The sequence below is a fragment of the Pseudomonas wadenswilerensis genome, from assembly GCF_024749185.1.
Classification (GTDB): domain Bacteria; phylum Pseudomonadota; class Gammaproteobacteria; order Pseudomonadales; family Pseudomonadaceae; genus Aquipseudomonas; species Aquipseudomonas wadenswilerensis.
On record NZ_CP087191.1, the window covers coordinates 4457069 to 4481650 of the forward strand.

General features: G+C 61.4%; 21 protein-coding genes. 14 read left to right on the forward strand and 7 right to left on the reverse strand.

All coding sequences use genetic code 11. The features are described 5' to 3' along the window. Positions 1-67: 67 nt before the first annotated feature. Entirely contained in the window at positions 68-2914 is a 2847-nt protein-coding gene (gene rapA / locus LOY45_RS20455; protein ID WP_115085674.1) for an RNA polymerase-associated protein RapA, read from the forward strand. A gap of 114 nt (positions 2915-3028) precedes the next feature. Here the strand turns inward: rapA and LOY45_RS20460 are convergent, their stop codons facing one another. Further along, positions 3029-4381: a spinster family MFS transporter gene (locus LOY45_RS20460; RefSeq protein WP_258578274.1), complete on the reverse strand. Its 1353-nt coding sequence runs from the start codon at positions 4379-4381 to the stop codon at positions 3029-3031. Positions 4382-4659: 278 nt separating this feature from the next. Between LOY45_RS20460 and LOY45_RS20465 the strand changes: the two genes are divergently transcribed. Next, entirely contained in the window at positions 4660-6936 is a 2277-nt protein-coding gene (locus tag LOY45_RS20465; protein WP_115085672.1) for a putative bifunctional diguanylate cyclase/phosphodiesterase, read from the forward strand. Here LOY45_RS20465 and LOY45_RS20470 read toward each other — a convergent pair. Beyond that, the gene (locus LOY45_RS20470; RefSeq protein ID WP_115085671.1) at positions 6836-7723 is read right to left on the reverse strand and encodes an NAD(P)-dependent oxidoreductase; all 888 of its coding nucleotides are present in this window, start codon (positions 7721-7723) and stop codon (positions 6836-6838) included. The genes LOY45_RS20465 and LOY45_RS20470 overlap by 101 nt on opposite strands. A gap of 201 nt (positions 7724-7924) precedes the next feature. Here LOY45_RS20470 and LOY45_RS20475 point away from each other — a divergent pair, with 201 nt between their 5' ends. Further along, the gene (locus LOY45_RS20475) at positions 7925-10105 is read left to right on the forward strand and encodes a hypothetical protein (protein ID WP_115085670.1); all 2181 of its coding nucleotides are present in this window, start codon (positions 7925-7927) and stop codon (positions 10103-10105) included. Between the two features lie 179 nt (positions 10106-10284). Here the strand turns inward: LOY45_RS20475 and LOY45_RS20480 are convergent, their stop codons facing one another. Continuing rightward, positions 10285-10590 (reverse strand): DUF2288 domain-containing protein, encoded by a 306-nt coding sequence (locus LOY45_RS20480; protein ID WP_115085669.1) that lies wholly within the window; start codon positions 10588-10590, stop codon positions 10285-10287. 361 nt (positions 10591-10951) lie between these two features. Between LOY45_RS20480 and LOY45_RS20485 the strand changes: the two genes are divergently transcribed. The 6 genes from LOY45_RS20485 to LOY45_RS20510 all read left to right on the forward strand — a co-directional run bounded on the left by LOY45_RS20485 (position 10952) and on the right by LOY45_RS20510 (position 16331). Continuing rightward, on the forward strand, positions 10952-12079 hold the full coding sequence (locus tag LOY45_RS20485) for a branched-chain amino acid ABC transporter substrate-binding protein (RefSeq protein WP_115085668.1): 1128 nt from the start codon (positions 10952-10954) through the stop codon (positions 12077-12079). Positions 12080-12306: 227 nt separating this feature from the next. Further along, entirely contained in the window at positions 12307-13230 is a 924-nt protein-coding gene (gene livH / locus LOY45_RS20490) for a high-affinity branched-chain amino acid ABC transporter permease LivH (RefSeq protein WP_045185823.1), read from the forward strand. After that, positions 13227-14483 carry a high-affinity branched-chain amino acid ABC transporter permease LivM gene (locus tag LOY45_RS20495; protein WP_115085667.1) on the forward strand — a complete coding sequence of 419 codons (1257 nt, stop codon included), beginning with the start codon at positions 13227-13229 and terminating at the stop codon, positions 14481-14483. Before livH ends, LOY45_RS20495 begins: the two co-directional genes overlap by 4 nt. Further along, the gene (gene livG / locus LOY45_RS20500; protein ID WP_115085666.1) at positions 14480-15247 is read left to right on the forward strand and encodes a high-affinity branched-chain amino acid ABC transporter ATP-binding protein LivG; all 768 of its coding nucleotides are present in this window, start codon (positions 14480-14482) and stop codon (positions 15245-15247) included. The genes LOY45_RS20495 and livG overlap by 4 nt, the downstream gene beginning before the upstream one ends. Beyond that, on the forward strand, positions 15248-15949 hold the full coding sequence (locus LOY45_RS20505; protein WP_115085665.1) for an ABC transporter ATP-binding protein: 702 nt from the start codon (positions 15248-15250) through the stop codon (positions 15947-15949). Between the two features lie 145 nt (positions 15950-16094). Beyond that, positions 16095-16331 carry a hypothetical protein gene (locus LOY45_RS20510; protein WP_115085664.1) on the forward strand — a complete coding sequence of 79 codons (237 nt, stop codon included), beginning with the start codon at positions 16095-16097 and terminating at the stop codon, positions 16329-16331. Positions 16332-16333: 2 nt separating this feature from the next. Here LOY45_RS20510 and LOY45_RS20515 read toward each other — a convergent pair whose 3' ends face one another. Further along, positions 16334-17242, reverse strand: a complete 909-nt coding sequence (locus tag LOY45_RS20515; protein WP_115085663.1) for a LysR family transcriptional regulator — start codon at positions 17240-17242, stop codon at positions 16334-16336. Positions 17243-17349: 107 nt separating this feature from the next. Between LOY45_RS20515 and LOY45_RS20520 the strand changes: the two genes are divergently transcribed. The 3 genes from LOY45_RS20520 to LOY45_RS20530 all read left to right on the forward strand — a co-directional run bounded on the left by LOY45_RS20520 (position 17350) and on the right by LOY45_RS20530 (position 20414). Next, entirely contained in the window at positions 17350-17949 is a 600-nt protein-coding gene (locus LOY45_RS20520; RefSeq protein ID WP_115085662.1) for a short chain dehydrogenase, read from the forward strand. 70 nt (positions 17950-18019) lie between these two features. Continuing rightward, positions 18020-18694 (forward strand): COG3650 family protein, encoded by a 675-nt coding sequence (locus tag LOY45_RS20525; protein ID WP_115085661.1) that lies wholly within the window; start codon positions 18020-18022, stop codon positions 18692-18694. A 106-nt stretch (positions 18695-18800) separates the two neighbouring features. Next, complete coding sequence (locus LOY45_RS20530) at positions 18801-20414, forward strand: NAD(P)/FAD-dependent oxidoreductase (protein WP_233673940.1); 1614 nt, start codon at positions 18801-18803, stop codon at positions 20412-20414. Between the two features lie 101 nt (positions 20415-20515). Here LOY45_RS20530 and LOY45_RS20535 read toward each other — a convergent pair whose 3' ends face one another. Then, positions 20516-21610: a PLP-dependent cysteine synthase family protein gene (locus tag LOY45_RS20535; protein WP_115085659.1), complete on the reverse strand. Its 1095-nt coding sequence runs from the start codon at positions 21608-21610 to the stop codon at positions 20516-20518. A 223-nt stretch (positions 21611-21833) separates the two neighbouring features. Here LOY45_RS20535 and nhaA point away from each other — a divergent pair, with 223 nt between their 5' ends. Beyond that, a complete protein-coding gene (gene nhaA, locus LOY45_RS20540; protein WP_115085658.1) occupies positions 21834-23015 on the forward strand; it encodes a Na+/H+ antiporter NhaA in 1182 nt (393 codons plus the stop codon). Positions 23016-23081: 66 nt separating this feature from the next. Here nhaA and LOY45_RS20545 read toward each other — a convergent pair whose 3' ends face one another. Then, complete coding sequence (locus tag LOY45_RS20545) at positions 23082-23546, reverse strand: outer membrane lipoprotein (protein ID WP_010221079.1); 465 nt, start codon at positions 23544-23546, stop codon at positions 23082-23084. A gap of 147 nt (positions 23547-23693) precedes the next feature. On the opposite strand from LOY45_RS20545, the gene LOY45_RS20550 reads away from it, so the two are divergent. Beyond that, the gene (locus LOY45_RS20550; RefSeq protein WP_038999159.1) at positions 23694-23930 is read left to right on the forward strand and encodes a hypothetical protein; all 237 of its coding nucleotides are present in this window, start codon (positions 23694-23696) and stop codon (positions 23928-23930) included. On the opposite strand, the gene pdxH is transcribed toward LOY45_RS20550, so the two are convergent. Further along, a complete protein-coding gene (gene pdxH / locus LOY45_RS20555) occupies positions 23927-24574 on the reverse strand; it encodes a pyridoxamine 5'-phosphate oxidase (protein ID WP_115085657.1) in 648 nt (215 codons plus the stop codon). The two genes, LOY45_RS20550 and pdxH, sit on opposite strands and share 4 nt — an antisense overlap. Positions 24575-24582: the final 8 nt, after the last annotated feature.

Sequence of the window (24582 nt, forward strand, 5' to 3'; positions counted from 1 at the left end):
AGACTCTTTGGTCTGCACAGAGCTATCCGTTAAGATAGTCGGCTTTTCATGGCGGGAGTCAGGCAGTATGGCGCAGCAGTATCAACCGGGGCAACGCTGGATCAGCGACAGCGAAGCCGAGCTGGGTCTGGGGACCGTTCTGGCACAGGACGGCCGCTTGTTGACCGTGCTCTACCCGGCCACTGGCGACACCCGCCAGTACTCCCTGCGCAATGCGCCCCTGACCCGGGTGCGCTTCTCGCCTGGCGACCAGATCACCCATTTCGAAGGGTGGAAGCTGACCGTGCGCGAGGTCGAGGATGTCGACGGCCTGCTGGTCTATCACGGCCTCGACGCCCAGAACCAGGCGCGCACCCTGCCGGAAACCCAGCTGTCGAACTTCATCCAGTTCCGCCTGGCCAGCGACCGCCTGTTTGCCGGGCAGATCGACCCGCTGCCGTGGTTCTCGCTGCGCTACAACACTCTGGAGCACACCAGCCGTCAGCTGCAGTCGTCGCTCTGGGGCCTGGGCGGCACCCGCGCACAACCGATTGCCCACCAGCTGCACATCGCCCGGGAAGTGGCCGACCGTATCGCTCCGCGGGTACTGCTGGCCGACGAAGTGGGCCTGGGCAAGACCATCGAAGCAGGCCTGGTCATCCATCGCCAGTTGCTGTCGGGCCGCGCCAGCCGCGTGCTGATCCTGGTCCCGGAGAACCTGCAGCACCAGTGGCTGGTGGAAATGCGCCGGCGCTTCAACCTTGAGGTCGCCCTGTTCGATGTCGAGCGCTTTATCGAAAGCGACGCCGGCAACCCCTTCGAGGATGCCCAGCTGGCGCTGGTCGCCCTGGAATGGCTGACAGAAGACGAGAAGGCCCAGGACGCGTTGTTTGCCGCCGGCTGGGACTTGCTGGTGGTCGACGAGGCGCACCACCTGGTCTGGCATGAAGAGCAGGTCAGCCCCGAATACGCCCTGGTCGAGCAACTGGCCGAGGTCATCCCCGGCGTGCTGCTGCTGACCGCCACCCCGGAGCAACTGGGCCAGGACAGCCACTTCGCCCGCCTGCGCCTGCTCGACCCGAACCGTTTCCACGACCTGGCCGCCTTCCGCGCCGAGAGCGAACACTATCGCCCGGTAGCCGAAGCGGTACAGGAACTGCTCGACGAAGGCCGCCTGTCGCCCAAGGCCCACGCTACCATCGAAGGATTCCTCGGTGCCGAAGGCGAAGCTTTGCTGGCCGCGGTCAACGATGGCGACACCCAGGCCAGCGCCCGCTTGATCCGCGAGCTGCTTGACCGCCACGGTACCGGCCGCGTGCTGTTTCGCAACACCCGCGCCGCCGTCCTGGGCTTCCCTGAGCGTAACCTGCACCCCTATCCGCTGCCCAACCCCGACCAGTACATGGAGCTGCCGCTGGGCGAGCACGCCGAGCTGTACCCGGAAGTGGCCTTCCAGTCCCAGGGCGAAGGCAGCGAAGAAGAGCGCTGGTGGCGTTTCGACCCACGGGTCGACTGGCTGATCGACACCCTGAAGATGCTCAAGCGGGTCAAGGTCCTGGTGATCTGCGCCCACGCCGAAACCGCCATGGACCTGGAAGACGCCCTGCGCGTGCGCTCCGGCATTCCGGCCACGGTGTTCCATGAAGGCATGAGCATCCTTGAGCGTGACCGCGCCGCCGCCTACTTCGCCGACGAAGAGTTTGGCGCCCAGGTGCTGATCTGCTCGGAAATCGGCAGTGAAGGCCGCAACTTCCAGTTTGCCCATCACCTGGTGCTGTTCGACCTGCCCGCCCACCCGGACCTGCTCGAGCAGCGTATCGGGCGTCTGGACCGGATCGGCCAGAAGCACACCATCGAACTGCACGTGCCGCACCTGCAGAACAGCCCGCAAGAGCGTCTGTTCCAGTGGTACAACCAGGCCCTGAACGCCTTCCTCGCCACCTGCCCGACCGGCAACGCCTTGCAGCACCAGTTCGGCCCGCGCCTGCTGCCGCTGCTCGAAAGCGGTGACGACGATGAGTGGCAAGCGCTGGTGGACGAGGCCCGTGCCGAGCGCGAGCGCCTGGAAGCCGAGCTGCACAGCGGCCGCGACCGCCTGCTGGAACTCAACTCCGGTGGCGCCGGTGAAGGCCAGGAACTGGTCGAGGCGATTCTTGAGCAGGACGACCAGTTTGCCCTGCCGATCTACATGGAAACCCTGTTCGACGCTTTTGGCATCGACAGCGAAGACCATTCGGAAAACGCCCTGATCCTCAAGCCGAGCGAAAAAATGCTCGACGCCAGCTTCCCGCTGGGCGACGACGAAGGCGTGACCATTACCTACGACCGCAACCAGGCGCTGTCGCGTGAAGACATGCAGTTCATCACCTGGGAGCACCCGATGGTCCAGGGCGGCATGGACCTGGTGCTGTCCGGCTCGATGGGCAACACCTCGGTGGCGCTGATCAAGAACAAGGCGCTCAAGCCCGGTACCGTGCTGCTGGAGCTGCTGTACGTCAGCGAAGTGGTTGCCCCGCGCGCCCTGCAACTGGGCCGTTACCTGCCGCCAGCCGCCTTGCGCTGCCTGCTCGACACCAACGGCAACGACCTGGCTTCGCGAGTTTCCTTCGAAACCCTCAACGACCAGCTCGAAAGCGTGCCCAAGGCCAGCGCCAACAAGTTCATCCAGGCCCAGCGCGACGTGCTGGCCCCGCGGATCAACGGTGGCGAAGCCAAGATCATGCCGCGCCATGCCGAGCGTGTCGCCGAAGCCCAGCGCCGTCTGGCCGCCGAAACCGACGAAGAGCTGGCGCGCCTGACTGCGCTGCAGGCGGTCAACCCGACCGTTCGCGACAGTGAAATCGACGCCCTGCGCAAGCAGCGTGAACAAGGCCTGGCGATGCTGGAGAAAGCGGCGCTGCGCCTGGAAGCGATCCGGGTGTTGGTCGCCGGCTAAACCGCGTCGTGTTCATCGCTGGCAAAGCCAGCTCCCACAGGATCTTTATCAACCTGCAGATTGCAGGCAAACATTGAACCTTGTGGGAGCCAGCCTTGCTGGCGATGAGGCCCCTCAGGCCTGGGCAAACTTGCCCGCTCCCCCCTCACTGTCAGCCACCATCCCCTCCCTCATCCTCTGCGCATCGCGGCTAAAGCACCGAGAGGCGAACAACAGGAACACCAGCGTCAGCGACAACGCCACCGGTATCAGGTACATCGCCCCATGCAGGCCTTCAGCCTTGAACGCCTCGCTCATCTGCACCTGCCCCGCGGCCTGCATCGCCGCCACGGCAAAATGGTCCGACAGCGCCCCCACTACCACCGGCCCCAAGCCGCCGCCCAGCAGATAAAGCCCGGCAAAGAACAGCGCCATCGCCGTCGCCCGCAGCCGCGGCTGCACCACATCCTGAATTGCGGTGTAGACGCAGGTATAGAAGTTGTAGGCAAACAACCAGCCGACACCGAACACGGCCACGAACACGCCAATCTCGATGCGCCCCGCGTGCAATGCCCAGGCGGTGGCCAGCGACGCAATCAGCATGCTCAGGGCACCGAACAACAAGCGTCCGTTGGCAAAGCGCTGGTGCACCTTGTCGGCAATCCAGCCGCCGAGGGTCAAGCCCACCAGGCCGGTCAGGCCGACGATCACCCCGGTGGCTACCGCCGCCTGCTGTAGCGAGAGCAGGAAGTAACGTTGCAGCATCGGCACCATGAACGAGTTGCACGCGTAGGTAGCAAAGTTGAAGGTCAGGCCGGCCAGCACCAGCCAGCAAAAGGTCGGTACGCTCAGGACCCGGCGTAACGGCCGGTCCAGCGGCGCCTGGGAAATCGCCACCGACTCTGCCGCCCCCCGCGCCGGCTCGCGGATCATGAACATGAACACCGCCAGCAACAGCCCCGGCACCGCAGCGATAAAGAATGGCGCCCGCCAGCTGTCAAAGGCTTGCACCATCGCACCAATAGTGAAGAACGCCAGCAACAACCCCAACGGCAGCCCGAGCATGAAGATGCCCATGGCCCGCGCCCGCCGTTCAGCGGGGAACAGGTCGCCGATCAGCGAGTTGGCGGCTGGCGCATAACTGGCTTCACCGATGCCCACGCCCATGCGCACCAGCAAAAAGCTCCAGAAACTGCCGACCATGCCGTTGACCGCAGTCAGCCCGCTCCAGGCCATCAGCCCCCAGCCCATCAATTTGCTGCGTGAACCGTTGTCGGCCAAGCGCCCCAACGGCAGCCCGGCAATCGCATAAACCAGAGTGAAGGCCGTGCCGAGCAAACCGATCTGAAAGTCGCTCAGGTGCCATTCCAGGCGGATCGGCTCGATGATGATGGCGGGAATGGTGCGGTCGAAGAAGTTGAACAGGTTGGCCAGAAACAACAGAAACAGGATTCGCCAGGCGTTCGCCGCTTGAGTGGAGCTCTGCATCGATCAGTCCCTCGTTGTTATTGTTCGGGGCTTTCCAGCACACCGAACTGAATCTAGAGGGCCATCTGCGATCTGTCTGCCACCATTGACCGCACTGATACTGGGTAATTGTAACCATTTGCAGTTTTAGAACCCGGCGCTATTGGCTCAATGACCAAATCGTAGGAGTCAATGTGCCATTAATCAGGATGGGCTAATGCTGAGTTCCTATACTCCTGCAGAACGGTCTCCGAGCGGGCGATTGGGGGACGAGTGCACACTCGACGACGAGGAATGCTATGGAGTGGCTGGGGCTAGAAATGCTCGCCGAACTTCCGGCAACCGGACAGATCCTGATTGATTGCAGGCATAACCCCTACCTGGTGCTGCTTGCATTCCTGATTGCCTGTGCTGGCAGCTTCGCCACCCTCGATATGGCCGAACGCCTGAGCCACGTCGAATTGCCCGCAGCCCAGCGGCAGTGGCGCCTGCTCGGTGCCTGCTGCCTGGCTGGCGGCATCTGGGCCATGCACTTCATCAGCATGCTGGCCTTGCAGACACCGCTGGAAGTTCACTACGACGTAGCCCTGACCGGGGTGTCGCTGCTGATCATGCTGCTGGCCGGCTGGATGGCCATGAATACCCTCGGCCGCCAGGAACTGCGGCCACGCCACTACCTGCAAGCGGCGGTTTGCTTCGGCCTGGGCATCGTCGCCATGCACTACACCGGCATGGCTGCCATGCGCTCGACCGCCCAGCAGTTCTATCGCCCCGACCTGTTCGCCGCCTCCGTCGCCGCCGCAATCGCTACCAGCCTGGCAGCGCTGCTGTTCGCCCGCTTCTTTCGCAACGGCAGCGGCACCCTTTATCAACTGATGAAGTACGGCGCCAGCCTGCTGATGGCCGCTGGCATTGTCGGCACCCACCTGCTGGGGATGGCGGCACTGACCCTGGTGATTCCCCCAGACACCCCGTTGGCGCTGCCGGTCAGCGACAACAGCCTGCAACTGAGCCTGACCATCGCCTTTATCACCCTGCTGATCAGCGCCAGCAGCATCAGCGCCGCGCTTTCGGACAAGAAGCTGCAAAGCAAGGAGCACGACCTGCGCCGGGTCAACGTGTTGCTCAGCCAACTGGACCAGGCCCGGGTCTCCCTGCAGCAGGCCGCCCACTACGACGCCCTGACCAACCTGGTCAACCGCCGCGGCTTCAACCAGGTGTTCGCCGAGCGCCTGGCCGAACAAACAGCCAATGACGGCATGCTGGCAGTGATGTTCCTCGATATCGACCACTTCAAGCGTATCAACGACAGCCTCGGCCATGACGCTGGCGACGAGCTGCTAAAGGTGATTGCCACGCATATCAAGACTGCCACCCGCAGCCAGGATGTGGTCGCCCGTTTTGGCGGCGACGAGTTCTGCATCCTCACCGCCCTGCACAGCCGCGACGAGGCCCGGCACCTGGCCCAGCGCATCATGCAGAAGATGAAAGAGCCGATCGACCTGGCCGGGCGGCGCATGGTCATGACCACCAGCATCGGTATCAGCGTGTTTCCCGACGATGGCCGCAGCTGTGAAGAGCTGCTGAAAAACGCCGACCTGGCCCTGTACCAATCCAAGGGCTGCGGGCGCAATAACCTGAATTTCTTCAACAGCAACCTGAAAACCCGCGCCACCCTCGAGCTGCAACTGGAGGAGGAGCTGCGTATCGCCCTTCTGGAAGAGCGGGGCCTGCGCATCCACTACCAACCGATTTTCGATTTGCATAGCGGCCAGGTCGCCAAGCTCGAAGCACTGGTGCGCTGGCAGCACCCGCAGCATGGCCTGCTCAGCCCCGACCGTTTTATCGGCATTGCCGAAGCCAATGGCCTGATCGCCGAACTCGACCTCTGGGTACTGCGCCATGCCTGCGAAGACCTGGCCCAACTTAACCGCCACGGTTATGACGGGCTCAAGGTGACGGTCAACTGCTCGGCCTTGACCCTGGCCCGCGAGGAACTGGCCCGGGAGGTTGAAGATGCCCTGCGCCAGGCCGGTATCCCGGCGCACCAACTGGAACTGGAAGTCACTGAAAACGCGCTGATGGGCAACATCCACACCACCATCACCCTGCTCAAGGGCATCCGTGCCCTGGGCGTGTCGCTGTCGATCGATGACTTCGGCACCGGCTACTCGTCACTGGCCTACCTCAAGCGCCTGCCGCTGGACACCCTGAAGATCGATCGTTCGTTCATTCAGGATGTACCGCGTTGCCGACAGGACATGGAAATCGTCCAGGCAATCATCGTCATGGCTCACACCCTGCACCTGCAGGTGATCACCGAAGGCGTCGAAACCATCGAGCAGTACCAGTTCCTCGCCCAGCAAGGCTGCGATTTCCTCCAGGGTTATCTGCTCAGCCGGCCAGTACCGCTGGGTGAACTGCGGCCGATCCTTGGCGAGCTAAACCAGCGCCATGAACAAGCGCTGAGCAGCTTCAATCCTTACGCCGGTACAGATCAATCAAGGTCGCCGGATCTTTTTGCAGATAGCCCTGACTACCATGCAAGCGCATCAGTTGGGCGGCCAGGCCACTGATCGGCGTCGACGAACCCTGTTCGCGGGAAAATTTCACCGCAGTGTCCAGGTCCTTGAGCAAGGTGCGCACGTGCCACTTCACCGGCTCGAAACGGCTTTCGGCCATTTGCGGGGCAAGGATCTGCAGCGGCTTTGAATCGGCGAAACCACCCGCCAACGCCTCGGCGATCAGGCTGGCGTCCACGCCCGACTGCTCGGCCAGCGCCACCACTTCGGCAATTACCAGCGCATTGCAGGCGACGATCATCTGGTTACAGGCCTTGGTCACCTGCCCTGCCCCGACCGGTCCCATGTGGGTCACGCGCTGGCCGAGGGTCAAAAGCGCCGGGCGTACGCGATCAAGGTCCGCCACCGCACCACCGACCATGATCGCCAAGGTACCGGCTTCGGCGCCCGGAGTGCCGCCGGATACCGGGGTATCGAGCCAGCCCATGCCGGTCTTCGCTGCCAACTCGCTGGCCATCTCGCGGGTGGCTGTCGGTTCAAGGCTGGAGAAATCCACCAGCAACTGACCGGCCTTGCCCGCGGTAACGATGCCCTGTTCGCCAAACACTACCTCGCGCACCACGGCCGTGTCGGCCAGGCACAGCATCAACACATCGGCGTGCTGGCACAGCTCGGCCGGGGTCGCCACCTGACGGGCACCGGCCTTGACCAGTTCGGCGCATTTGTCCGGCGAGCGGTTCCACACCGTCAGCGGATAACCCGCCGCCAACAGCCTACGACACATCGGCAAGCCCATCAGCCCGATACCGGCAAACCCCAACGAAGGACGTGCAGTGCTCATGTAAAGCTCCAGACAGATTAAAGAAGTTGACTGATCGGACGATTCAGTTTGCAGGCGTGGCAAGGAAAACACCTACATAGGCATAGGGTTAACCCCTATCGCTCACGCCAAATGCGCACTGATACAGTCGCGAACCTCATCCAGTGATGGCTCTATGCTACCTACTAGAACAGCCACCCACCTCCAGGCAAATGGCGCAAAATGACCTCCAAGACTACTTCTGCCAACGCGGTTTCCGAGCTGACTTCATCCACTCCCGCGTACAGCGCTCCCGGCTCGAGTTTCTACAGCCCGCGGGCGCTTAACCCGCAGCAGTACCTGTACTTCACCGAGACCGATATCCAGCGCATCCTCGACAACCTCGACGGCCTGCGCGACCTGGTGTTCCCGCCCAGCGTGCATGTCGAAGACGACACCCAACTGCGCCTGGACCAGCAGTTTCCTTCGGTGTGCCTGATCGGCCTGGGCCGTTGTGGCTCGAACATCGCCCTGGATGTTGCAGAACTTGTATACAACGCCAGGACCTTCTACCTCAACGAATTCAACAACGAAGACCGCGCCGGCAGCGAACCGAACTACAGCCCGGCACGCTGGATTCGCAACAACCTGCGCCTGGTGCAGAACAAGGGCAGCAAACCGGTATTCCTGGTAGAGCCACTGGTCATGCTCGGTGATCTCGACAAGGACATCGCCGGGCGGATCCGCTTTTCGCGCAAGGGCGAGAAGAGCGGCTTTATCCGCGACTACAGCAAGATGAAGATCATGGACCTCTCGGAAGTCCATGCCGGTGGCGCCGGTAACGCGCCGATCCTCGGCCAGTACCTGGCCAAGATCATCCTCAACAAGGAAACCCACCGCTTTTCCAGCGCGGACTGGAAGCTGATCCACTCGTACCTGATCGACTCCTGCGGGATCAAGGCCAACCAGTCGCGGCTGTACTTCTACATCTTCAGCGCCGGTGGCGGTACGGGTTCGGGCATGGCTTCGGAATTTGGCCTGGCCCAGCAGTACTCGTACATGAACAAGACCTTCGACACCAAGCCGGCCGACGAGAACGACGGCAAGAGCGGTCATTCGTTCGTCTTCGAGCCGATCTTCACCAGCGGCATCTGCGTGCTGCCAAACATTTCCGATCACCGCAGCGAAATGTCCGAAGCCCTGCACATCAACGCCGGGCGGCTGCTGTGCAAGTATTTGTCGGAGGAATGGGACTTCTCTTACAACTTCGACAATGAAGACAGCAGCGAAGCCAGCGTCATGGGCCGCATCCGCCCGTGGAACGCGATGATGCTGATTTCCAACGACATCATGCGCTACGCCGAAGAGAACGATGACGGCAACATCCAGAACATCGACGTCAATGCCATGGAGAAGCACGCCAACCAGTACATCTCCCAGCAGATCTTCAACATCCTCACCGCCCAGGCGGTAACCACCGACTACGACCAGAACTACTTCCGCCGTGCCGGCATCGACATCGGCGAAACCATCCGCCTGGATGCCAACGACCTGTTCATGAGCCTGGCCGGCCCCGTGGCCATTGCCTATGCCGAATCGGTGGTACCGGAACAGCCGTCGCCAAGCTCGGACAAGTTCAAAGTGTTCGAGAAAGAGCAGCCGCGGCTGAACATCGACGACCTGTTCTTCCGTTCCATCGACCTGCCGCATTTCAACAAGGTGACCCAGGCGATCGAAGGTATCAGCCTGTTGCCGATCGAATCCCGCCGCTACCGCGCCGCCCTGGAGCAATACCAGGCCTCCGGCTATGACGCAGCGGCGCTGCACGACCTGCACTTTTTCAAGAATTGCTCGTCGGTGGTGTCGATCGTCTCCCTGCCCAAGGACTACAAGCTGTCGTACATGGACCTGAACCGGCTCAAGACCCACCTCAACAGCCTGTTCCCCAACACCACGCTCAAGCGCTACGCGCTGGTCATCGGCGCCTCGGCCAACCTCTCGCTGACCACCCTGATCGCCAAGAGCCCGTGCCTGTCGGACGACTTCCTGACCTTGATCGTGGCGTTCATCAAGCGTTGCTTTGCGCGTAACCCGTACCGCTTCGACGATACCCTGGACAATGCCATCCTCGAGTTCATCACCAGCGACGCCTTCGATGAAGACCGCATCGATGAGCTGCTCAACGAATTCGAGAACCCGGCGAAGATCCTCGATACCAACTGGTACGCGATCAAACCGATGTACGAGAAGAAATACCGCGAGCTGATCAACGACAAGAGCAAGTTCGTCTCGATCAATGACATCCGGCTGTCACGCGAATGCGTGAAGAAAGCGGTGAAATACCTGCGTGAGATTTACCGTCACCGCATTGGCAAGACCCGGGTGATCTCTTTGAACAGCCACACCGGGAAAGTGGATTACTGATTGAAAGCATCGCGGGGCCAGCCCGCTCCTACATCTGTAGGAGCGGGCTGGCCCCGCGATCAGACTGTTACCGTACTCTCTCGGCACACCCAACTGTTACCAACAGCCACCCCGGCTGAACAGTCCCGCGCACCAAAACCTCCTCGCTGTGCATTTTCACGCACCATTTTGGCGCGCTTTCAACCGTTGGTCTTTTCCTGAATCACAATGAACGGCGAGACCACCACGGCCCAGATCTCTGGATCGCGGTTCTGAAGGTCTAGCGCCTGCTCTGCAGTGACCGGGCCGACAGTGCCAGCATTACGCCACTCAGCGAAGGTTTCGCTACGGTTTTCGGCCATTGCCTGTGCAACTTCGATCAGGTCCAGGGTTGGGTCGACCCAAATCAGGTCACCCTTGGCCCAAAAACGCTCCAGCGCTTTCCACTCGATTCTTCCAGTCTCGCCGAGCAATTTGGCATAGAGGGTGCTTGGTTGATCTGTCATGGGTTCCTACCAGAAATAATTCGACCGCGATAAAGGTCGGTATTTTTGCAGAAAAACCCAGTTTCAAAATAAGTAATTGATCGACAAGGTGGTAAATGCCCGGGATGGGCCAGTAAAACTGGCTAGCCAGTGGCGTTTTTCTATAACTTTCTGTCGATTAGGCGACACCCCTGATTTTGCCCCAGCGGGCCTGCTTTTCAAGCGACAAAGCAGCGCTCTACACTGTACCGGTACAGTTGCCAGGGCCAATCCGGGGGTTATCCGGGTCCGTGACGAGGCGTGGCCTCCCATGGAACCTGATCCGGTCCTCAAGCTCTGGCCGCCAGGACTATAAAAATTACAACAGAATGAGTGGAGCACTATGAGTAAGGCTACTAAGCAGATTTCCAAGCTGTTTGCCGCAATGGTTCTGGCCGGGGTTGCCAGCCATTCGTTTGCAGCCGATACCATCAAGATCGGCATCGCCGGCCCGAAAACCGGCCCGGTCACTCAGTACGGCGACATGCAGTTCATCGGTGCAAAACAGGCCATCAAGGACATCAACGCCAAGGGCGGCGTCGACGGCAAGATGCTTGAAGCCAAAGAATACGATGACGCCTGCGACCCTAAACAGGCCGTGGCAGTCGCCAACAAAGTGGTCAACGACGGCGTCAAGTACGTGGTCGGCCACCTGTGCTCCAGCTCCACCCAGCCTGCGTCCGACATCTACGAAGACGAAGGCGTGATCATGATCACTCCGGCCGCCACCAGCCCGGAAATCACCTCCCGCGGCTACAAGCTGATCTTCCGTACCATCGGCCTGGACAGCGCCCAGGGCCCGGCAGCCGGCAACTACATTGCCGACCACGTCAAACCTAAAATCGTTGCCGTACTGCACGACAAGCAGCAATACGGTGAAGGCATCGCCAGCGCCGTCAAGCAGACCCTGGAAGGCAAAGGCACCAAGGTTGCCGTCTTCGAAGGCCTGAACGCCGGCGACAAGGACTTCTCCTCGATCATCCAGAAGCTCAAGCAAGCCAACGTCGACTTCGTCTACTACGGCGGCTACCACCCAGAGCTGGGCCTGATCCTGCGCCAAGCCAAGGAGAAAGGCCTGAACGCCAAGTTCATGGGCCCGGAAGGTGTCGGTAACGATTCCATCTCGCAAATCGCCCAGAACGCTTCCGAAGGCCTGCTGGTCACCCTGCCGAAGTCCTTCGACGCCGACCCTGCGAACAAGGCAATCGCCGATGCCATCAAGGCCGACGGCAAAGACCCAAGCGGCCCGTTCGTGTTCCCGGCTTACTCGGCTGTCGAGCTGATCGCCGAAGGCATCAAGGCCGCCAAGTCCGAAGACACCGACAAGGTGGCTGCAGCCATCCACGCCGGCACCTTCAAGACCCCGACCGGTGACCTGTCGTACGACGCCAAAGGCGACCTGAAAGACTTCAAATTCGTGGTCTACGAATGGCATTTCGGCAAACCTAAAACCGAAGTTTCTCCTCAGTAATCCCGTCTGACTATATGACTACAAGCCCACTGTGCGAGCAGTGGGCTTTGTTTTACGAGGTTCATGGGCCTGATTCCCGCGATCCGGGAGCAGGTTCACCTGAAAATCTTAAAACCGTCACCAGCGGTTCGCTGGCAGTTGCCTGTGCCGAAGTGGCCAAGACCACAAGACCGGGCCGGGGGCACCCCCACCAGTGAAATGCGTATCAGGTTTTTAGGAGCGCTGTAATGCCTGAGATCTATCACTTCTTCCAACAGCTGGTTAATGGCCTGACCATTGGCAGCACCTATGCCTTGATAGCCATTGGCTACACAATGGTTTACGGCATCATTGGAATGATCAACTTCGCCCATGGCGAGGTGTACATGATCGGTTCCTACGTGGCTTTCATCGCCCTTGCCGGGCTGGCCATGATGGGTATCGATTCACTGCCGATATTGATGACCGTCGCCTTCGTCGCCACGATCTTCGTAACCAGTGCCTATGGCTACAGTATCGAACGGGTCGCCTACCGTCCGTTGCGTAACAGCAACCGGTTGATCCCGCTGATTTCTGCCATCGGCATGTCGATTTTCCTGCAAAACACCGTATTGCTATCCCAGGACTCCAAGGACAAGTCCATCCCCAACCTGATCCCTGGGAGTATCTCCTTCGGCCCGGGCGGCGCAGAGGAAGTGCTGATCTCCTACATGCAGATCCTGGTTTTCATCGTCACCCTGGTGGCCATGACCGGTTTGACCCTGTTCATCTCCCGCTCGCGTCTGGGCCGGGCCTGCCGGGCCTGTGCCGAAGACATCAAGATGGCCAACCTGTTGGGCATCAACACCAACAACATCATCGCCCTGACCTTCGTCATCGGTGCTGCCCTGGCAGCCGTGGCGGCCGTGCTGCTGAGCATGCAGTACGGGGTGATCAACCCCAACGCCGGTTTCCTGGTGGGCCTGAAGGCCTTTACCGCGGCAGTGTTGGGCGGCATCGGCAGCATTCCGGGCGCCATGCTCGGCGGGCTGGTGCTGGGGGTGGCTGAAGCCTTTGGCGCCGATATCTTCGGTGACCAGTACAAGGACGTGGTGGCGTTCGGTCTCTTGGTTCTGGTGCTGTTGTTCCGTCCGACCGGCATTCTCGGCCGTCCGGAGGTTGAAAAAGTATGAACAAAAATCTCAAACAAGCGTTTTTCAGCGCCTTGCTGGTCTGGGCCGTCGCCTTCCCGGTGCTTGGCCTGAAACTCAGCATCGACGGCATCAACCTGATCGTCCACAGCCAAGGGCCGTTCACCCTCACGGTCATCGCCGTGTGTTCGGTGCTGATGTTCTTGCGCGTGCTGTTCGACAAGCAGTGGAGCGCGGTAACCAGCCGGCGTTCGAGCCGCAAGTTGATCTCGCCGGCCATGAGCAACTTCCTGACCCTGCCCAAGACGCAACGCTGGGTCATCATCGGTCTGATCATGGTTGCGCTGGTCTGGCCGTTCTTCGGCTCGCGCGGCGCGGTCGACATCGCCACCCTGATTTTGATCTACGTGTTGCTGGGCCTGGGCCTGAACATCGTGGTCGGTCTGGCTGGCCTGCTCGACCTGGGTTATGTCGGCTTCTACGCCGTCGGCGCCTACAGCTATGCCCTGCTGTCGCACTACTACGGCCTGAGCTTCTGGATCTGCCTGCCGATCGCCGGCCTGATGGCGGCGACCTTCGGCTTCCTGCTCGGTTTCCCGGTACTGCGTCTGCGCGGCGACTACCTGGCCATCGTGACCCTGGGTTTCGGTGAGATCATCCGTCTGTTCCTGCGTAACCTCACCGGTCTTACCGGCGGTCCAAACGGGATCAGCAACATCGAGAAACCAACCTTCTTCGGCCTGACCTTCGAACGCAAGGCCGCCGAGGGCATGCAGACCTTCCACGAGTTCTTCGGCCTGCAGTACAACTCGATCAACAAGGTGATCTTCCTCTACCTGGTGGCACTGCTGCTGGCGTTGCTGGCACTGTTCGTGATCAACCGGCTGCTGCGCATGCCGATCGGTCGCGCCTGGGAAGCCCTGCGTGAAGACGAGATCGCCTGCCGCGCACTGGGCCTGAACCCGACCATCATCAAACTCTCGGCGTTCACCCTGGGTGCCTGCTTTGCCGGTTTCGCCGGCAGCTTCTTCGCCGCGCGCCAAGGCCTGGTGACACCGGAGTCGTTCACCTTCATCGAGTCGGCCATCATCCTCGCCATCGTCGTGCTCGGCGGCATGGGCTCACAACTGGGCGTGATCCTCGCGGCCATCGTGATGATCCTGCTGCCGGAACTGATGCGTGAGTTCAGCGAATACCGCATGTTGATGTTCGGTGCGCTGATGGTGTTGATGATGATCTGGCGTCCGCAAGGCCTGCTGCCTATGCAACGTCCACATATGGAGCTGCGTCGATGAGCCGCGAAATTCTGCAAGTCAGCGGCCTGAGCATGCGCTTCGGCGGCTTGTTGGCGGTCAACGGCGTGGCCCTGACCGTCAAGGAAAAACAGGTGGTGGCGTTGATCGGCCCGAACGGCGCCGGCAAGACCACGGTGTTCAACTGCCTGACCGGTTTCTACAAGCCGAGCGCCGGCAGCATCCTGCTCGACGGCCAGCCGATCCAGGGCCTGGCCGGCCATCAGATCGCCCGCAAGGGCGTGGTGCGGACTTTCCAGAACGTGCGTCTGTTCAAAGAGATGACCGCCCTGGAAAACCTGCTGATCGCCCAGCACCGGCACCTGAACACCAACTTCTTCGCCGGCCTGCTCAAGACCCCGTCCTTCCGCCGCAGTGAGCTCGAAGCAAAAGAGTACGCACGGTACTGGCTGGAGAAGGTCAACCTCCTCGAGTTCGCCAACCGCCCCGCCGGCACGCTTGCCTACGGCCAGCAACGGCGCCTGGAAATCGCCCGCTGCATGATGACCCGTCCACGGATCATCATGCTCGACGAACCGGCGGCCGGCCTCAACCCGAAAGAGACCGAAGACCTCAAGGCCCTGATCACCGTGCTGCGCGAAGAGCACAACGTCACCGTGCTGCTGATCGAGCACGACATGAAGCTGGTCATGAGCATCTCCGACCACATCGTGGTGATCAACCAGGGCACGCCCCTGGCCGACGGTACGCCGGAACAGATCCGCGACAACCCTGAAGTGATCAAAGCCTACCTGGGGGAAGCGTAAATGCTGCAGTTCGAAAACGTTTCCACCTTCTACGGCAAGATCCAGGCACTGCACAGCGTCAACGTCGAGATCCGCCAGGGCGAGATCGTCACCCTGATCGGCGCCAACGGCGCCGGCAAGTCGACCCTGCTGATGACCCTCTGCGGCTCGCCGCAGGCCCAAAGCGGCAGCATCCGCTACCTGGGTGAAGAACTGGTCGGCCAGCCGTCCTCGCACATCATGCGCAAAAGCATCGCCGTGGTCCCTGAAGGCCGCCGGGTGTTCGCCCGCCTGACCGTGGAGGAGAACCTGGCCATGGGCGGTTTCTTCACCAACAAGGGCGATTACCAGGAGCAGATGGACAAGGTCCTGCAACTGTTCCCGCGCCTGAAGGAGCGCTTCAGCCAGCGCGGCGGCACCATGTCCGGCGGCGAACAGCAGATGCTCGCCATCGGCCGTGCGCTGATGAGCAAGCCCAAGCTGCTGTTGCTTGACGAGCCGTCACTGGGCCTGGCGCCGATCATCATCCAGCAGATCTTCGACATCATCGAGCAACTGCGCCGCGATGGCGTCACGGTGTTCCTGGTCGAACAGAACGCCAACCAGGCGCTGAAAGTCGCTGACCGTGCCTATGTGCTGGAAAACGGCCGGGTAGTGATGGAAGGTACCGGTGAAGCGCTGCTGACCGATCCTAAGGTTCGTGACGCCTACCTGGGCGGTTGATACCCACGGTTGCATGCAACATCAGGAAAAAGGCCTTCGGGCCTTTTTTCTTGCCCGCTGTAACGCCTCCCGGGCAAGGGACTCTAGTGCTGCAGGTGAGCCAGAACCACTGGCTCTTACCTCCTCTTACTACTGGAGCCTCATCATGAACAAGACCCTCAGCGCCGCCGCACTCATCCTCTCCCTGGGCTCGGCCCTGGCCTTCCTGCCTGCGGTACAGGCTGCCGACGACATGAAAATGAGCAAGGAAGCGAGCATGGACAAGGACATGAAAATGGACAAGAAAATGGCCGACGACAAGATGATGGACATGAGCAAGGACAAGAAGATGGAAAAGGACGACAAGATGATGAAAAAAGAAATGAACGACGACAAGATGTAACCCTAGAGGGTCCGTAGCGCCTGACTGCTACGCCTGAACCAGGCCAGCAGGTAATCGGCCAGCACCTGGACCCGCTTCGGCATCCCGCCCTGATAGGGGTGTACCAGAAACAACGGTACGCTGCGCGTCTGATAGTCGCGCAGCAACCACTGCAGGCGACCGTCAGCCAGTTCTGCATGCAGCATGTACGACGGCAAGCGAGCGACGCCAGCACCCAGCAGTGCCGCCTTCTTCAGCAAGCTGTAATGATTGCTCGCAAAGCTTCCGGCCACCTGCACCCGCAACAATTCATGCTGCTGGTGGTACAACCATTCTTCACGGCCACTGTAATGGCTATTGAGCAGGCAACGATGGCCGCTCAAGTCGGCCGGTATCCGCGGCTCTCCATGACGTTGCAGATAGGCTGGGCTGGCACAGGTGAGTTCCTGCATGGCCAGCACCGGACGAGCCACCAGGCGCGCGTCATCCTGCACCTCGGTACGAATCGCCAGATCGAAACCCTCGCCCAAAAGGTCGCGATAACCATTGTTCAGCTCAAGCTCCACCTGCAGGTCCGGGTAGGTGGCGGCGAACTCCATCAGCAACCCCTCGAAGAACGTCTCCCCCAACGACACCGGCACGGTGATACGCACCGGCCCCGCCAGTTCGTCCTTGAGCATGGCCAGGGTTTGCCGTGCCCCTTCCATCTGCCGCACCAACGCCTGCGCTTGAGGCAGCAACATGGCGCCGGCAGCCGTCAGGCTCAGGCGCCGGGTGGTGCGGTGCAGCAACTTCACTGAATGGCTGGCTTCCAGGGCGCTGATGCGCTTGGACAGTTGCCCCTTGCTCCAGCCCAGTTGCTGCGCGGCCAGGGTGAAACTGCCGGCATCCATCAACGCGGCAAAGGCCGCCAGATCGTCGAGGTCGCTCACGGATTGTTTCCACATGAAAACCAAAGGTTGCCTATTAGCACGCTTATCTGCAGAAAAATCCACCCTAGACTTGAGCCTTGTCTTCACTACCCACGAGGAATGGCTCAATGAAAATCCTGTTGATCGGCGCCAGCGGTACCATCGGTTCGGCGGTTGCCAAAGAGCTGGAACAACGTCATGAAGTGCTGCGCATCGGCCGCAGCAGCGGCGACTATCAGGTGGACATCAGCGACAGCGCCTCGATTCGCCGCCTGTTCGAACAGACCGGCCGCTTCGATGCCCTGGTCTGCGCCGCCGGTAACGTGACCTTTGCCCCCCTTGATGAAATGAATGCGGAGCACTTCGCCCTGGGCCTGAGCGACAAGCTGATGGGCCAGGTCAACCTGCTGTTGATCGGCCGCGAGTTCATCAACGATGGCGGCTCATTCACCTTTACCAGCGGCATTCTCAACCGCGACCCGATCCGCTCCGGCGCCTCGGCCAGCCTGGTCAATGGCGCGCTCGATGCCTTCGTCAAGGCGGCAGCCATCGAATTGCCCCGTGGCCTGCGGGTCAACTCCATCAGCCCCAACGTACTGGTCGAAGCCATGCCGGCCTATGCTCCGTATTTCCGCGGGTTCAAGCCGGTGCCGGCCGCCGACGTGGCACTGGCCTATGCCAAGAGCGTTGAAGGAATGCAGACCGGCCAGACCTACCAGGTTGGCTAAGGCCTTGTGATCGGCGAGCAGCCTGCGTAACGTGGCGGCACCTTTTGCTCGAGATGCTGGAGTTTGCTTGATGCGTGCCGCCCCTTCGCTGTTGCTTGTCGCCTTGTTGCCGTTGTTTGCCGGCTGCCAGATGCTGGCTGAAAAGCCGCAAGCCGCCTCTACCGCAGGCCAGACCCGCATGCAGGGCGAACTGACTGCCCAGGGCGGACAACTGCTGTTCAAGCCCTGCGAAGAAACCCGCCGCTTTGCTGTCAATGACAGCGGCAACACCGGCCTGCTGCAGGAAGCCAGCGCACTGGCGGCAACGCCCGGCACCCTGTTCGCCGACGTGCGCGGCACGCTGTCGGCCAGCCAGAAAGGCGGCAACGATGGCCAGTTGAATGTGCAGCGCCTGTACCGCGTCGAGCATTCCAGCAGCGCCTGCAGCGATCCCAACTTCAAGCGCCTGACCCTGCGCGCCAGCGGCCATGAGCCGGACTGGAGCCTCAAGGCCGGCGGCAAGGGCATGGTCCTGGAGCGCGTCGGTCAGCCTTCGCTGGCCGTGCCCTACCTGGAAGAACAACTGCCCGACGGACGCTTCAGCCTGAGCACCGAGGCCAACGGCCAGAAAGTCGAACTCTGGGTCGCCCCGCAGCGCTGCGTCGACAGCGCCACCGGCAGCGTCCAGCACCTGAGCGCCGAGCTGCGGGTGGACGGCAAGACCCTGCGCGGTTGTGCCTACTACGGCGGCTCGCGCAACGACTGATCATCGGCGCCTGCGTTTAACCTGTCTGCAAAGGCGGCGAACAGCTTATACTTGGCGGTTTGTGTAAAGCCGCCGGCCGTTCATGGCCGGGATACTGGACCCTGCCATGTTACGAATCACCGAACTGAAGCTGCCGCTGGATCATCCTGATGAAGCCCTGCGCGAGGCCATCGTGCAACGCTTAGGCATCAGCGACGAGCAACTGCTGGACTTCACCCTGTTCAAGCGCAGCTACGATGCGCGCAAGAAGAACAGCGAGCTGCTGTTCATCTACACCATCGACCTGCAAGCGAGCAACGAAACCGAACTGCTGCAAAAGTTCGCCGACGATCACAACGTCAACGTCGCTCCAGATGTCAGCTACAAAGTGGTTGGCCAGGCCCCCGCCGACCTGCAGGAGCGCCCTATCGTCGTCGGCTTCGGCCCGTGCGGGATTTTTGCCGGCCTGCTGCTGGCGCAGATGGGCTTCAAGCCGATCATCCTTGAGCGCGGCAAGGAAGTTCGTCAGCGCACCAAGGACACCTGGGGCCTGTGGCGTAAAAGCGTGCTCAACCCCGAATCGAACGTGCAATTTGGCGAAGGCGGTGCCGGGACCTTCTCCGACGGCAAGCTCTACAGCCAGATCAAGGACCCGCAGCACCACGGCCGCAAGGTACTGCACGAGTTCGTCAAAGCCGGTGCACCGGACGAGATCCTCTACGTCAGCAAGCCGCACATCGGTACGTTCCGCCTGACCGGCATGGTCGAGAACATGCGCCACGAAATCCACGCGCTGGGCGGCGAAGTGCGCTTCGAGCAAAAGGTCACCGACCTGCTGATGGACGACGGCCAGCTCAACGGCGTGGTCCTGGAAAGCGGCGAACAGCTGCATTCGCGCCATGTGGTCCTGGCCCTGGGCCACAGTGCCCGTGACACGTTCCGCATGCTGCATGCCCGCGGCGTGTTCATGGAGGCCAAGCCGTTCTCGATCGGCTTCCGTATCGAACATCCGCAATCGCTGATCGACCAGGCGCGCCTGGGCAAGTATGCCGGTCACCCGAAACTGGGCGCGGCCGACTACAAGCTGGTGTACCACGCCAAGAACGGCCGTTCGGTCTACAGCTTCTGCATGTGCCCGGGCGGCACCGTGGTTGCCGCTACCAGCGAGCCGGGCCGGGTGGTCACCAACGGCATGAGCCAGTACTCGCGTAACGAGCGCAATGCCAACTCCGGTATCGTCGTTGGCATTACCCCTGAGCAGGATTATCCGGGTGGCCCGCTGGCCGGTATCGAGCTGCAGGAAAAACTCGAAGCCCACGCTTACGTGCTGGGTGGCAGCAACTACCAGGCGCCGGCGCAACTGGTCGGTGACTTTGTCGCCGGACGGCCGTCCACTGCCATCGGCAGTGTCGAGCCGTCCTACAAGCCAGGTGTCAGCCTGGGCGACCTGGCCCCGAGCCTGCCCGACTTTGCCATCGAAGCCATTCGTGAAGCCCTCCCGGCCTTCGATCGGCAGATCAAGGGCTACAACCTGCCTGACGCGGTATTGACCGGGATCGAAACCCGTACCTCATCGCCGCTGCGCATCACCCGTGATGCCAGCATGCAGAGCCTGAACCTCAAGGGCTTGTTCCCGGCGGGTGAAGGTGCAGGTTATGCCGGCGGGATCCTGTCGGCGGGTGTTGACGGGATTCGCATTGCTGAAGCGGTGGCGCGCAGCATGCTCGGTCTGCAGGCCTGATTCATACCGCAACACAGTAATCGCCGGCAACGCCGGCTCCCACAAGGGCCTGATTTGTGGGAGCCGGCGTTGCCGGCGATGGGCTGCAAGGCAGCCCGCCTTCAAACACCCTCGCGCAATACCGACGCCGGCAACGCCTCACCGCGCTCGACACAAGCAGCCACCGCCGCAATCATCCCCTCCAGCTGATACCCCTGCCCGCTCAACCAGTCCTGGTCATAGTACGTGGTCGCATAGCGATCGCCGCCATCACACAGTATTGCCACGATCGACCCGGCCTCCCCCGCCGCGCGCATTTGCTGCGCCGCTGCCAGGGCGCCAATCAGGTTGGTGCCGCTGGAACCGCCAACACGCCGTCCCAGGCGCTGGGCCAGGTAATGCATGGCCGCCAGGGACAGGGCGTCCGGCACCTTGACCATGGCATCGATCACCTGCGGCAGGAACGAAGCCTCCACTCGTGGCCGGCCGATGCCTTCAATGCGCGAACCGCAGTCCAGGCGCAGGGAACGGTCACCCGTCTTGTAGCAGTCGAAAAACACCGAGCGCTCGGCATCGGCGCACAGCACCCGAGTGACGTGCTGGCGATAGCGCACATAGCGGCCTAACGTAGCGGTGGTACCGCCCGTGCCCGGGCTGGAAATCAGCCAGCTCGGCTCCGGGAACTGCTCGAAGCGCATCTGGGCAAAGATCGACTCGGCGATGTTGTTGTTCGCCCGCCAATCGGTAGCGCGCTCGGCATAGGTGAACTGGTCCATGAAGTGCCCGCCACTTTCCCGGGCCAGGCGCTCGGATTCGGCGTAGATCTGCGTCGGATCCTGCACCAGGTGGCTCTGGCCGCCATAGAAGGCAATCTGGGCAATCTTTTCCTGCGAGGTGCTGGCCGGTACCACGGCAATGAAGGGCAAACCGAGCAAACGCGCGAAGTAGGCTTCGGAAATCGCCGTCGAGCCGCTGGATGCTTCGATCACCGGCGCGCCCGGGCGCAACCAGCCATTACACAGGGCATAGAGAAACAACGACCGCGCCAGCCGGTGCTTGAGACTGCCGGTGGGGTGGCTCGACTCATCCTTGAAATACAGCTCGACCTCGGGAAAGCCTGGCAGCGGCAGCGGGATCAGGTGAGTGTCGGCGCTACGCTGGAAGTCCGCTTCGATAATACGGATGGCTTCACGAGCCCACTGGCGGTGATCGTTCATGGTCGATTCTCGGGCAAAAAGGTCGAAGTTCTGCAGAACATGTTAGGAAAATTCTGATAATTCCTACAGATACAGCCACGGTGAATTATCGACTACAACTGCTAGGCTGCAGGGCGTGAGATGGTTACAGCTTATAACAAAAAAGAATATAGTTTTTGTTTTAAAGAATATCACCACAGGGTAGGGTGTGCCCCTATCAGAACCTTCAGGATGGAGAGCGCCCTTGCCCCTGCGTAGCACTTTCACACGTTTCTTTCAGTTGGAAGCTGCCAGCGGTCTATTACTGATTGCTGCAGCTGCCCTGGCCCTGATCATCAACAACTCGCCGCTGTCGTACCTGTACAACGGCCTGCTGGATGTTCCCGTGGTCGCCCAGATTGGCGCGCTGAAAATCGCCAAACCCTTGCTTTTGTGGATCAACGACGGGCTGATGGCCCTGTTCTTCCTGCTGATCGGCCTTGAGGTCAAGCGCGAAGTGGTCGACGGGCACTTGTCCAAGCCCTCGCAAATCGTCCTGCCCGGTGCTGCCGCCATCGGCGGCATGGTGGTGCCGGCGCTGATCTACTGGTTCCTCAACAAGGACAACCCGGCCGCCGTTGCGGGTTGGGCCATCCCCATGGCCACCGACATCGCCTTCGCCCTCGGCGTGCTGGCCCTGCTGGGCAAACGCGTACCGGTTTCGCTCAAGCTGTTTTTGATGACCCTGGCGATCATCGACGACCTGGGTGCGATCATCGTCATTGCCCTGTTCTACTCCGGCACGCTGTCGAGTCTCTCGCTTGGCCTGGCGGCAGCCTGCCTGCTGGTGCTGATCGCGATGAACCGCATGGGCGTGGTCAAGCTTGGTCCGTACATGGTGGTTGGCCTGATTCTCTGGGTCTGCGTGCTCAAGAGTGGCGTGCACGCCACGCTGGCCGGGGTCACCCTGGCACTGTGCATCCCGCTGCGGACGAAAAACGCCGAGCCCTCGCCGCTGCTGAGCCTGGAGCATGCCCTGCACCCCTGGGTCGCGTATGGCATCCTGCCGTTGTTCGCCTTTGCCAACGCCGGTGTGTCGCTGTCCGGCGTCAGCCTCGAAAGCTTCACCCATCACGTGCCGATGGGCATCGCCGTGGGCCTGCTGCTGGGTAAAACCCTCGGGGTGTTCGGCTTCGCCTGGGTGATGATCAAGGCCGGCATGGCCGCCTTGCCCGCGGGTGCCAACTGGGGCCAGGTGCTGGGGGTGGCAATTCTCTGTGGCATCGGCTTTACCATGAGCCTGTTCGTCGGCTCCCTGGCCTTCGTACCGGGCAGCAGCGAGTACGCCGGCATGGACCGCATGGGTATTCTTACCGGCTCCATCCTCGCCGCGCTGATTGGCTATGGCATCACCGCGCTGTCGAGTCGCAAGCCCGTCACGGCCTGAGCCTCAAGGCAATAAAAAACCCCGACCGGCATTGCCGAGTCGGGGTTTTTAATGGGGGGGCAAAACTCAGTGAGTGACGCGGCTGGTGCCGTCGACCGTCATGATCCGCACACGCTCGCCTACGCGGAAAATCTCGTTCTGCTGCACTGCCTGCACGTAGGCACGCATGCTGCCGTCGTCTTCACGCACGGTGATTTCCACGCCCTGGGTGCGGGTCAGGCCTTCTTCAGCCGCGGAGCCTGCCAGGCCACCGGCCACGGCACCGATCACGGCGGCAACGATACTGCCGCGACCACCACCCACCGCGCTACCGGCGACGCCACCGACGATTGCACCAGCGCCACCGCCGATCGGGGTTTTGGTACCTTCGATTTTCACCGGACGCAGCGACTCGATGGTGCCCATGCGCACGGTCTGCACACGACGCGCTTCATCACGGGAGTACGAATCGCCGGTCAGGCTCGAGGCACAACCACCAAGCAGCAGCGACATTGTGGTGAAGCTTGCCACCAGCAGAACAGATTTACGCATTGGATGATCTCCGTAAGACAGATGCTCATTAGACTCCGCGCATTGACGACTGTCACGACACATGCGGGGTAAAATTGCTTCCATTCAGCTTCCGTACAGCCTGTGCTATCGGGGCAGCCTGTAGAAACTTCTAGCGCAAGGATAGACATGGATTACTTCATCGTCGTCATCACCACCGTGGCAGGCCTGTACTTCCACTGGTGGATCTACGTTCGCATCAAGCGCTGGATGGACCGTGACCTGGCCTTGTCGCTGGCCGGCCAGGACGAAGGCAAGAAGGCCTTCATGCTACAACGTCTGGACAGCGCCAAGGCGCAAAAGGTCAAACGCAGTGAACTGGCGGCCTGGCTGGAACGCGAGGCCGCCGGTTACCAGGCCGATTAAGGCGCGAGGCGCTCACGCAGCCAGTTGCCCTGCTGCAAGCGGTAGTTGAGACGATCGTGCAGGCGGCTGGCGCGGCCCTGCCAGAACTCGATGCGCTCGGGCAGCAGGCGATAGCCGCCCCAGTGCTCCGGGCAGTGTGGCTGACTTTCGCTGAAGCGCTGCTGGGTGGACTTGACCAGCCCTTCGAGCTCCGCGCGATCGGCGATCACCTGGCTTTGTGGCGAAGCCCAGGCCCCCAGGCGGCTGCCCAGCGGGCGCACCTGGTAATACTCGTCCGATTCCTGCGAGGTGACCTTGACCACCTTGCCTTCGATACGTACCTGGCGTTCCAGTGCCGGCCAGAAGAAGGTCATGGCCGCGAAGGGGTTGGCCAGCAATTGCTGGCCTTTGGCGCTTTCGTAGTTGGTGAAGAAGGTGAAGCCCTGCTCGTCCAAGCCCTTGAGCAGGACGATGCGGCAATGCGGACGGCCGTCGGCGTCCACCGTGGCCAGGGTCATGGCATTGGCTTCCACCGGTGGCTGCTCGGTTTTCAGGGCATCATTGAACCATTGACGAAACAACCCGAACGGTTGCTCCGGGGCCTGGGCTTCAGTCAGGCCGTCACGGGTATAATCGCGGCGCATATCGGCCAGGGACTGGGTCATTACTGCGT